Raw genomic sequence first — 11,246 nt, 5'->3', positions numbered from 1 at the left:
CCTAACCAAGTTGTATCGGTATACTTCTCAACGTGTAACATATGTGTTGACAACTAAGAGATAGCATTTTAATTTTTAAATAACGTTATTGACAAAAAAATATATTTATAGTAAACTAACATAGTCAATACGAGGAGTGGTACTCAAGAGGCTGAAGAGGACGGTTTGCTAAATCGTTAGGGCTCGTGAGGGTCGCGAGAGTTCGAATCTCTCCCACTCCGCCATAAAAACAAGGCACAATTAGGTGACCTTGTTTTTTTTTAAGCATATGGAAATGTAACATATAGGATATATCAAGTAGTTGTTGACAATGGTGTTATATAGTAAAATAATAGAAGTTATCATAGTAACAAGTAGTCAAGTAAAGATAGAATAAGCGTAGATATGTTGAACATGGAGTAAAAATATATGAATAATCTAATGGATACGCAATGGTGCTGCCATACAAATGGAATTGCATGGGAAATGGCAACAGCCATGCAACAGCGTGGCTTTATCCATGGCGTTACCGGAAAAATGGGTGGCGTTAGTCATTATCCTTATGAATCGTTAAATTTAGCACTACATGTAGGTGATAATCCCAAAGATGTATTAGAAAACAGAAGAAGGCTATGTCATACCATAGGTTGTAAAGTAACCGATATGACGTTTGCCAAACAGACCCACATGGATCATATTGTCGCGGTAGGCCCCACGGAATGTGGAAGCGGAGCAGGAAGCTATGACTCCGCATTAGATCATACAGATGCGTTAATGACCGATCATAAAAATATGCCGTTATTTATTTGCGTAGCTGATTGTGTACCCGTTATTTTATATGACTATAAAAGACACGCTTGTGCAGTTATTCATGCGGGATGGCGAGGTTCGGCGGCAAATATCGTAACAAAGACAGTATTTGCCATGTCCGTTGTTTATGGCTCTAATCCCCAAAATATTTTTGCGTTTATTGGCCCTTCCATATCGGCGGCACATTTTGAAGTTAGTCGTACAACGGCGTTGATATTTAAAGACTTAGGGGAGGCTTATCATACTTGTGTGAAAGATGAGGCAGAGCGAAGAACCGTTGACTTATGGCAAGTTAATTATTTGCAATTGGTGGAAAAAGGTATAGACCCTGCACATATTACGGTTACAAAGCAATGCGTATTTTCGCAAGAAAGACGATTCTTTTCTTATCGTCGTGATGGTGGTACAACAGGGAGAATGGTTGCCTTTGCTATGTTACAATAGAAAACATGTTCAGCGATAAGAGGCATTTTTCTTCTTTAAAGAGGTTTGACGTGCTTTTTTCTAAAAATAACTAGCATTTATTAGCAGTAATAGATATAATAAAAGATGTAGTATTTTACTTAGTAATACATAAATAGTTCGGAGGGATTTTCTTGATTAAGGATCAAATAGAAATAGTGCAGTCGAGAATACAAGCTGCTTTATCTCGAGTAGGGAGGACAGATCCAGTCATTTTAATCGCTGTAACTAAAAATCATCCTGTTTCTTCTATGCGAGATGCGATAAATAATGGCATTATTCATGTAGGAGAAAATAAAGTGCAAGAAGCCTTGCGTAAGCAAGAAGAATTTCCTGACAATGGAGCAACGTGGCATCTTATTGGCCATTTGCAGACAAACAAGGCTAAAATGGCGGTATCTCATTTTGATTTAATTCATTCAATTGATTCAGTACATGTGTTGCAAGCGGTTCAACATGCGGCAGCACAGATACAAAAAGTGCAAGATATATTATTGCAAGTAAATATAGCACGAGAAGAAAGTAAGTTTGGTATGACGGTTGAAGACTTTCCGGAAATTTGCAAACTGGCATCAACACTACCGAATGTTTGTGTGCGAGGACTTATGTGTATAGCACCCGATATGGAAAATGCAGAAGACGTACGTCCTATTTTTCGCATATCACATGCTTTATATGAGAATATGAAACACACATTTATGGAGGGACAAATTCAATATCTGTCTATGGGGATGACACATGATTTTGAAATTGCAATAGAAGAAGGCGCAAATATGGTTCGTATAGGTACGGCAATTTTTGGGTCAAGAAATTATTAAGGAGGAGTACACCATGGGATTAAAAGGGTTATTAACTCGTACTGTCAATTTTTTAGGAGGCGGTGAGGAAGAAGAGTTTGAAACAGATGGATATGGGTATGAAACAGAGGCAGACGATAAGGAAGTGCAAAAACCATCGCAAACAAGAAATGTTAGCTTAGGGGCTACGGGTATTGGGCGTAGCGGCTATGTATCACGGCGAGAAGAACCGTTAAAAATGGTGGTAGTAGAACCTGAAGTATTTGAAGATTCAAAAGTTATCGTAGATCATTTGCGTGCACGTACTCCCGTTATTATTAATTTTGAGGCAACAGAGCAAAAAATTAAAGAACGGGTAAACGACTATGTTAGCGGGGCAACCTATGCTGTGGATGGACGAATTCGTTCGGTAGGAAAAAACATATTAGTTTGTGTACCAGAAAACATAGAAATTGATAATAGCAAACCTGATTTTAAGGTGAGTAAATTAAATTGGTCTGCCCCAGATGTTCAAGATCCGCAATAGAACAATTGAGGTGTTAGTGTGAAAAATAGAGATCGTATTATTCGATATTATCAAGGTACAGATCAAGGTGAATTAGCAGCACGGTTTATTGATTTAGCAGATAGTGTATTACGCGGTAGACCTTATGCAATTAGTGAATTTGTATCGCCTGGGGCAATACAAATAGGCGAAACCATTTGTGCACATGAAAAAATGCTACAATTGCGTGTTTTTGGGGGCTATGAAGGAGCGGAACGAGTGCGCTTAGCCTTTGTAGACCGGACTTATGAGGGAGCTGTTCAATACGATATTCAAGCTTGTCATATAGGGTGGGATAGCCGATATAGATTACTAAGTCATCGTGATGTATTAGGTTCGTTGATGTCTATGGGGATAGAGCGATCTCGTTTTGGCGATATTCTTATGCAAGAAAGCGATGCAATTGTTTTATTGGATACCGTTACAGCACAATGTGTATGTGCGGAATTACATAAAATTGCGATGGTTACCGTAACGGTAGAACCATATTCACTAAAGGATATTGTGCCTAAACAGGAAAAAGTAAAAGAGATTAAAACAACGGTTGCTTCGCTGCGATTAGATGCGATTACGGCTTCTGGTTTTGGTATTTCTCGTACAAAAGCAGCAGAAGCGATTAAAGGTGAACGTGTACAAGTAAATTGGTTACCCGTACAAAGTGTTTCCCGCGAAGTACAGGTTGGAGATGTTATTTCATTGCGGGGCAAAGGTCGGATGGAAGTGGCTGACATAACGGGAATATCTCGTAAAGGACGGACAGGTGTATTATTAAAACGATATATGTAGATACATATTGTGCGAGCCATTCGATAGGAGGTTTTTATATGTTAACACCAATGGATATTCATAATAAAGAATTTAAACGAGGATTTCGTGGATACAGCGAAGAAGATGTAGATTCATTTATGTCCGATTTAGCAGCAGATTATGAAAAAGTGTATCGTGATTATTGTGAATTACAAGAAAAATGTGAAAAATTACAAGATAAGTTAAATCAATATGAAAGAATGGAAACAACGATGAATAACACGTTAATGTTAGCTCAACAAACGGCGGATAATGTTAAGGTTACGGCTCAGAAAGAAGCTGAACTCATCGTACAAGAAGCACAAAATAATTTACAAAAATCGAAACAAGAATTAGATTATATCATGGCTAAGACTCGGGAATTTAGAGAAAAATGTCGTGCTATTTTGACTAGTCAAATTCGTTTATTAGATGATATGACATTGGACCAGTCCGGACATGATAATGTTGATGGTGCCACGACGAATGATGTACAAGAAAATGACGATGCAAAAACAGATGAAGTTTAATAATTTATAATAAGACAGACGCTCTCTTCAGGTATATTGTAATGGGTATCACCGAAGAGAGTATCTTTATATGGGGGGGATGGTATGAAAAGTCGTATGTTGTTGATATGGATGGTGGGATTATTGATAGGAAATGTATATGCGTATAATCCATATGCACCGAATCAATTTGATGTAGTGGAACATAATTCTTGGGAATATAAAGTAAGTCAACAGGTGAGCAAAAGTGGGATTGCACCAGAAATGGCTTTTAAATTTAACGATTCCTATCGGTTAACTCGATTTGAATTAGTGCAATTTGTTGCGGTAGCTATTCAACGGCGTGAGCGTGTTTCCGAATCCGTACAACGGTTGATTGATTCGTTGCAAAAAAAACTGGATCATGAGTTGCAATATGTTACCCCATATAAACACAATGAAGAAGGAAAATAGGGATACTTATGAAAGAAGCAAACATAATAAAGGGAATAGCCCTCGATTTAGATGGCACTTTATTACATACAGATGGTACGATAGGTATAAGAACAATGCAGGCATTGCGACAACTGGTTAAGAGCGGATATTTTGTCACGTTGGTTACGGGTAGAATGTATGCAACAGCTGTTCCGTATGGAAGGCAATTGCAATTAGGAGATATACCGATTGTATTGTATAATGGGGGATTAATTAAAACGATAGAAACAGAGAAAAAATTATTTGAACAAACCATTGATAAATCAGTGGCCCAAGCATTATTGCAAGTAGCAAAAGAAAAGCAATGGCAAATTCAAACGTATATACAAGATACATTACATGTTGCAGAACGATGTGCGTGGGTACAATCGTATGAAAAAATTACGAAATGTAAAGCCATTGTTGAGGGGAAGGCGTTTTATCAAATACAAGCTGAACCCACTAAAATGGTATGTAGGGGAGAACATACTATACTAGAAGCACGGAGAAAGATGATAGAAGCGTTATTTCCACAGACTTTTACGCTCGTATATTCGGCACCGACGTTTTTAGAAATTATACCTAAAACAATTAATAAGGGAAACGGTATATGCCGATTAAGTGAAATCGTGGGTATTAAGCCGGAAAATATGGTGGCTTTTGGGGATTCACCTAATGATTTAGATATGTTTAAAATGGTAGGCGTATCAGTTGCCATGGGAAATGCGGCAGCATGTGTGAAAGAAGAAGCTGATTATGTGACCGGTACGAATGATGACGATGGTATTGCACAGTTTATTGAAGATTATATATTAGATAAGGGAGATAAGAATGGATAATTTTCGACTGATTATTGTGACAGGCATGTCTGGTGCGGGGAAAACCCATGCGGTGCAAGTGTTGGAAGATATGGGATATTTTTGTATTGATAATATTCCACCAGTGCTCATACCTAAATTCGCTGAACTTTGTATTAAAGGAGGAGAACGGGTTCGTCATGTTGTGCTTATTGCGGATATTCGAGGCGGAGAATTTTTTGATGCAATGAGTCAATCTTTAAAAGAATTAAAAGAACAGCATATTTCTTATGAAATTTTATTTATCGAAGCATCTGATCAGACGTTGGTGCGGAGATATAAAGAAACGCGTCGTGTACATCCATTAGCCCCTCACGGTAGACTGATTCAAGGGATTGCACAAGAACGAAAACGCCTTGCTAATTTAAGATGTCAAGCGAATGATATTATTAATACATCCCACTTAAAACCAAAAGAATTAAAGGAATTAATCATGAAAAAATATATGATTCATGAACCTAAAAAGGGGATTGATGTTATGATCGTTTCCTTTGGTTTTAAATATGGCATGCCTATTGATGCGGATTTAGTAGAAGATGTTCGATTTTTGCCCAATCCCTATTATATCGAAGAATATCGAAATAAATCAGGGCGAGTACCTGTCGTACGCCAATATGTAGAACAGTTTGCCGTAACTAAAGCGTATAAAGAAAAATGGTTTGATATGGTTGATTTTTTATTACCTCATTATGAACGTGAAGGAAAGAGTCAATTAATCATTGCCGTAGGTTGCACGGGTGGAATGCATCGTAGTGTATGCATGGCAGAAGCACTGTATAAACATTTACACGATAACGGGGTATTGGTTTCCATTGAACATCGTGATTTACAAAAAAATGAAGTGGAAGAAGATGCACCGGGATATGAAGGCGTATAGGGAGGGATGATATGCGACTTTTTAAGTGGTTGCATCCGGGATTGCATATTAAGCGATGGCTTTTTTTGTTTGGCCTAGGGATGATGGGCACGAGTTTTGGCTTAGTGCTAATGTTTAATTATCAGTGGTTAGCACAAATCGAAGAATGGCTATTTCGCATTTTATATGAAATGACGGGACATTATAACTATACTGTTTTAGCGACAGTGGGTATTATTATTGCACTTATTGGTGTTGGAATCATGAGTTTTGCTACACGAAAGCTTATTCGTACGATGGTTGGTGTAGTAATGCCGAGTGAATATGAGAATATAAGTGATTTAATTTTATCGAATTTAAAGCGTACAAAGGGCCCCAAAGTAGTGGTTATTGGTGGCGGTACAGGGTTATCTATTATGTTGCGTGGGTTAAAGACCAAGACATATAATGTAACGGCGATTGTCGCGGTTGCGGATGATGGCGGCTCGACAGGGAGAATTCGACAAGATTTAGATATTATAGCTCCTGGTGATTTACGAAATTGCTTAGTTGCTTTAGCCGAAAAAGAAGGGCTGATGGAAAAATTATTTGCCCATCGGTTTGGTGGTTCCGGAAATTTAACAGGACATAGCTTTGGAAATCTATTTATTGCCGCCTTAATAGAAGTATTAGGTGATGTAGAAGAAGCAATGGAAGCAACGAGTAAAATATTAAAGGTACGAGGGAAAGTTATTCCTTCTTCGGCCGATAAAATATTATTGCATGCGGAAATGATGGATGGGACTGTTGTTGATGGTGAATCGCATATTCCTCTAGCACGGGGCAAAATAAAACGAGTATTTACAACACCGATATGCCCACAAGCCATACAGTCTGCTATCGATGCAATATATGATGCAGATGCGATTGTATTAGGTCCGGGAAGTTTGTATACAAGTATTATTCCTAATTTATGTATTCCGCGTATTGCTCAAGCACTTTGCGAAAGTAAAGCAAAAAAAATATATATATGTAATGTTATGACTCAATCAGGCGAAACGGACAATTATACCGTAGCCGATCACGTTCGTGCTATTCATAAACAAGTAGGATGCCGTGTTATTGATTTTGTTGTAGCAAATAATGGACATATTCATACAGACGTGTTACAACGTTATGCTAAAAAAGGTGCACGTCCTGTACATATTGATAAAAAAGACATCCAATCGGAAGATACTATTTTGATTTCCACGGATTTGGTCAATCCGGAAAGAGGTGTTACGCATGATGCTAAAAAATTAGCGAATGTTCTAATGGATTTAATTAACGCAATGCGTACGGACTTGTCGCCTGAATTATTGCAGTATTATTTAAAACGATATAATATTAAACACCGTTAGGGGGGCTAATCATGTCTTTTTCAGAAGAAGTAAAACATGAAGTTGCTCATTGTGCCGTGGAAAATGATATAGATAGACAAGTGGAGTTAGCCGCTATATTAAGTTGCGGTGGAACGGTCTTTTATACAGAGCATGACCGGCGGGGATTTGAATTTAGCACGATTCATAGTGCCGTAGCACGAAAAGTATTGCAAATGTGGAATCATTGTTTTTCCTTGCACCCAGAAGTCAGTGTGCGGCAAGGAGTACGCTTGCATAAGCGGAATTATTATGTACTGCATATCCCTCCCGCGATAAGTGGTACAACGGCATTAAAACAACTACATTTGCTGCATGATGAACCCGATTTTAGCACTATATTGGTACAGCCAAAGCAAATACAACGCATTTTTTTGCGGGGAGCTTTTATGGGAAGTGGTTCTGTTAATCCGCCACAACGCGATTATCATTTAGAAATAATCACCCTTTATGCATCTGTTGCCAAGGTGATTTTAAAAATTATGCGGCGCTTACGGTTGATGGCTAGTATGACTGAACGCAAGGGTATGCATGTGATATATATAAAAGAAGGTAATAGTGTAGCCGAGTTTTTACAGCAGATAGGTGCAGCACAAGCCTATTTGCAATTTGAAAGTGTACGTGTGATGAAAGATATGAGAAATAATGTGAATCGAATTGTAAATTGCGAAACGGCTAATTTGCAGAAAACCGTGGATGCGGCTATACGGCAAAGGCATTGTATAGAAGTATTGAAGAAAAATGGGGCATATATACGGTTGTCAGAAAAGCTAAAAGAGGCGGCAACGTTGCGCTTATTATATCCTGAGGCCCCGCTTAGTGAGTTGGCAGCACATTCGGAAATTACTAAATCAGGCTTATCTCATCGATTAAAAAAAATAGAAAAATTAGCACAAGCGATAGAAGGTAATGATATATGAAATATGTACGATTAGGTAATATTATCGTAGGAATAATACTATGGGTAAGCACGTATAGTTATTTATACGCACTATCACCGACAACGCCACAGGTGATGTACAATATTGCTCGAGTAAATAGTAAAGCTTTAGAATTAATGGCACCGATAGATACGGGGACGTTATTGTTTTCTGATTCGCCTGAATATGTAGTACAAGATGGTATTTTATATGCAGATAAAGTGCAAGGTGATATTCGCTTTTATTTTTATCATGTAAACGATAATTTTTATGATCGAAAAATTGTCGTTATGGCATATAATCCATCACCACAGATTGTATTGGCACAAGTACGCAATAGCCAATATGCGAAACCTAGCAGATCTTATTATAAGGTGGGGAAAGAATTATCTACGTTGTATTATCGTACACAGCAATATACGAAAACAGTACTTATTATGCCACAAGATTATGCGATTTTAGATGAACGATTGGACCAGGTTGTTGTACATCCTCAAGAGTTATTTTCAGGGATAGTTGACTTATACACTGCTAAACCGCTGTTTATATCTGCAATGATGATGCCGATTACAGAAGACGCGATAACGTTTGTGAAAAAGCAACAATATTTACCTAGTGATAGGGCAAAATTACGAGGCACATTCCAAGGAAAAGAACGATATTTACAAGGGACGACACCGTATTCTACGCAAATGGGAATTTGTCATATCAAATTGGTAGATAACAAAAATGATAGATTTTTACAAGGTTGGGACAGCATGGATAGTCGCCTTGCGGATAATCGAGGAAATTATGGCGTGGCCTATACGATACATGTAAAAACAAAGGGGAAGGGGGATATTCATCTTTATTTTAATCCTCAAGGTGGGGCATATGCAGGAGTGGCAAAACTTATTTACAATAAAGGGCAACGGAATGAAATGATAAAGGATATTTCTTTGCCAGAAAAAGGATTACATATCGGACATAAAGACATGTATGCCATTCAATACATGGATACGTTTTCTGCAGGGAAGGATGTCCAAATTTTGTTCATGCCGCCAGGTGCAGCTAATTTACCGGTACGATTTATTTTAGTGCCAGAAAAAAATATAGCACAAGTTATATCCGATGAAGCGGATAGCAATCATCCTCATACTGCGGTAGAAAGAGAAGAAGCAGATAATAAACGAAATCATTACAATATGTTGATCTCTAAGAAAGACTTAGAACAATTATTACGGCCATTACAAGACGATTGAGATAAAAGAAAAAAGGTAAGGTATGATTATACCTTACCTTTTTTTATGGACAATAATTCATGTAGATGGTTCATGATTTTAATGTGGGGAAATTGATAAAAGGCTGTAGCCGGAGTAGTACCTGTGGTTACTGCGGCAAAATCACAACCATACGTATTTGCTGTTTGGGCATCAATGACATTATCGCCGATATATAACATATCCTTTTTTTGACAGCCGTATATACTGCATAAAGCAGACATTCCTTCGGGACTAGGCTTTAGATGCTGTACATCTTCGCTGCCGATTACGCCGTCAATAAGGGATGTCATGTGCTCTTTCGTTAGCGTCTCATAAATACGGGAACGTGTTTTGGAAGAGAGAATATAACAATTTGCACCTTTATCTTTCAACCCTTGGAGGGTTGATTTTGTATCAGCGTATAAATACGTGTATTTTGTCATATATTTATCAGAATAATTTACTTTATATCTATATATTAACGCTTGTACTTTTTGTGGATCTTTTTCTTGCGTTAATTGTTGCATGGCATCGAACATAGGCATGCCTATGGTTTGGCAAATCATGTCACGGGGGATAGGTGGATAACCTTCGGCCGCAAAGAGCATTTCAAAACAAATGACAATACCTTTTTCTGAATTTGCTAACGTATAATCAAAATCAAACACATAGGAACCATACATTATTCTTTAGGGGGCTCCGTGCCGAACCATTTCTTATATAGTTTTGCATAAGTACCATCTGCTTTTAATTCGTCCAAAGCTTTATTTACTTTTTCTAACTGCTCTTTATTACCCTTCTTTAATGCAAGTGCTACGGGGTCTGGAGCTAATTTTGCATCTCCTGCTATTTTTAGATCTTTGCTAGCCCCTTGTTGTAAGTAATATAAAGCAACGGATTTATTAATAATCACGGCATCGCATGTTTTATTATTTAATTCCATCCATCCTTGACTATTGGCATCATATTGTTTTACGGTTGCTCCCGCTGCTTGGGCTAAATCTACACCTTGAGTACCGACTTGTGAGCCAACTGTTTTTCCTGCAAGCCCATCAAAGCCAGAAATGGAGTTATTGTCTTTCCGGACAACGACAACATAGCCGTCATGAAAATAAGGTTTGGTAAAATCAACTTGTTTACTACGTTCTGGTGTAGCATCCATGCCAGAGGCAATCATATCAATTTGACCACTTTTTAAAGCAGGAATTAAGGCATCAAAGCCCATGCTTTTCACTTCTAATTTTTCACCTAATTTATCGGCAATAGCTTGAGATAAGTCTAAATCAAACCCTTTGAAGGTATCGTTATCTGAAAATTCAAAAGGCGGAAAAGTAGGTTCTAAACCAATTGTAAATGTATTTTTAGTTGTGTTTTCGGAAGTGGTTGAAGAACCACAGCCTGCTATTAGGGCTGCTGCAGTCATAATTGTGGCTGCACATATGAGGTATTTTTTATTCATTTTTTGCATCTCCTTTAAGTTGTGAAAAATAAGTAAAATAACAATTATACAAAACAGATTATACTATATTTATGTATAAAAAGAAATAAAAAGGGAAAAGAAAAAAGTACTTGACAATAGAATAAAAGTAAGATATACTAAATAAGCTTTATGAGTGCTGAGGATGCTTGTAAAGC

13 protein-coding genes and 1 tRNA gene are annotated in these 11,246 nt (G+C 37.6%); 12 read left to right on the top strand and 2 right to left on the bottom strand.

Annotated features, from left to right (window positions below; all coding sequences use genetic code 11):
* Nucleotides 1-133: 133 nt before the first annotated feature.
* The 12 genes from HMPREF1040_RS03655 (at nucleotide 134) to HMPREF1040_RS03600 (ending at nucleotide 9,611) form a co-directional block, all read left to right on the top strand.
* A tRNA-Ser gene (locus HMPREF1040_RS03655) sits at nucleotides 134-224 on the top strand.
* 184 nt (nucleotides 225-408) lie between these two features.
* Nucleotides 409-1,233, top strand: a complete 825-nt coding sequence (gene pgeF / locus HMPREF1040_RS03650) for a peptidoglycan editing factor PgeF (RefSeq protein ID WP_007392573.1) — start codon at nucleotides 409-411, stop codon at nucleotides 1,231-1,233.
* A 152-nt stretch (nucleotides 1,234-1,385) separates the two neighbouring features.
* A complete protein-coding gene (locus HMPREF1040_RS03645; RefSeq protein WP_007392567.1) occupies nucleotides 1,386-2,069 on the top strand; it encodes a YggS family pyridoxal phosphate-dependent enzyme in 684 nt (227 codons plus the stop codon).
* Between the two features lie 13 nt (nucleotides 2,070-2,082).
* Complete coding sequence (locus HMPREF1040_RS03640) at nucleotides 2,083-2,574, top strand: cell division protein SepF (RefSeq protein ID WP_007392565.1); 492 nt, start codon at nucleotides 2,083-2,085, stop codon at nucleotides 2,572-2,574.
* Nucleotides 2,575-2,592: 18 nt separating this feature from the next.
* Nucleotides 2,593-3,378, top strand: coding sequence for an RNA-binding protein (locus HMPREF1040_RS03635; RefSeq protein ID WP_007392564.1), 786 nt, complete (start codon nucleotides 2,593-2,595; stop codon nucleotides 3,376-3,378).
* Between the two features lie 38 nt (nucleotides 3,379-3,416).
* Nucleotides 3,417-3,908, top strand: a complete 492-nt coding sequence (locus tag HMPREF1040_RS03630; RefSeq protein ID WP_007392571.1) for a DivIVA domain-containing protein — start codon at nucleotides 3,417-3,419, stop codon at nucleotides 3,906-3,908.
* Between the two features lie 84 nt (nucleotides 3,909-3,992).
* Nucleotides 3,993-4,340, top strand: coding sequence for a hypothetical protein (locus tag HMPREF1040_RS03625; protein ID WP_007392570.1), 348 nt, complete (start codon nucleotides 3,993-3,995; stop codon nucleotides 4,338-4,340).
* Nucleotides 4,341-4,348: 8 nt separating this feature from the next.
* Entirely contained in the window at nucleotides 4,349-5,179 is an 831-nt protein-coding gene (locus HMPREF1040_RS03620; protein WP_007392562.1) for a Cof-type HAD-IIB family hydrolase, read from the top strand.
* On the top strand, nucleotides 5,172-6,074 hold the full coding sequence (gene rapZ / locus HMPREF1040_RS03615) for an RNase adapter RapZ (protein ID WP_007392563.1): 903 nt from the start codon (nucleotides 5,172-5,174) through the stop codon (nucleotides 6,072-6,074). The genes HMPREF1040_RS03620 and rapZ overlap by 8 nt, the downstream gene beginning before the upstream one ends.
* An 11-nt stretch (nucleotides 6,075-6,085) precedes the next feature.
* Nucleotides 6,086-7,432, top strand: coding sequence for a YvcK family protein (gene yvcK, locus HMPREF1040_RS03610; protein WP_007392572.1), 1,347 nt, complete (start codon nucleotides 6,086-6,088; stop codon nucleotides 7,430-7,432).
* 11 nt (nucleotides 7,433-7,443) lie between these two features.
* On the top strand, nucleotides 7,444-8,370 hold the full coding sequence (gene whiA / locus HMPREF1040_RS03605) for a DNA-binding protein WhiA (RefSeq protein ID WP_007392568.1): 927 nt from the start codon (nucleotides 7,444-7,446) through the stop codon (nucleotides 8,368-8,370).
* On the top strand, nucleotides 8,367-9,611 hold the full coding sequence (locus HMPREF1040_RS03600) for a hypothetical protein (protein WP_007392561.1): 1,245 nt from the start codon (nucleotides 8,367-8,369) through the stop codon (nucleotides 9,609-9,611). Before whiA ends, HMPREF1040_RS03600 begins: the two co-directional genes overlap by 4 nt.
* 26 nt (nucleotides 9,612-9,637) lie before the next feature.
* Here the strand turns inward: HMPREF1040_RS03600 and HMPREF1040_RS03595 are convergent, their stop codons facing one another.
* Nucleotides 9,638-10,279 carry an HAD family hydrolase gene (locus HMPREF1040_RS03595; protein ID WP_255261329.1) on the bottom strand — a complete coding sequence of 214 codons (642 nt, stop codon included), beginning with the start codon at nucleotides 10,277-10,279 and terminating at the stop codon, nucleotides 9,638-9,640.
* Between the two features lie 14 nt (nucleotides 10,280-10,293).
* On the bottom strand, nucleotides 10,294-11,070 hold the full coding sequence (locus HMPREF1040_RS03590; protein WP_007392569.1) for a basic amino acid ABC transporter substrate-binding protein: 777 nt from the start codon (nucleotides 11,068-11,070) through the stop codon (nucleotides 10,294-10,296).
* Nucleotides 11,071-11,246: the final 176 nt, after the last annotated feature.

It is taken from the genome of Megasphaera sp. UPII 135-E, from assembly GCF_000221545.1.
Taxonomy (GTDB): domain Bacteria; phylum Bacillota; class Negativicutes; order Veillonellales; family Megasphaeraceae; genus Megasphaera; species Megasphaera hutchinsoni.
Note: the sequence above shows the minus strand (reverse complement) of the source record. Positions and strands in the feature narration are given on the sequence as shown.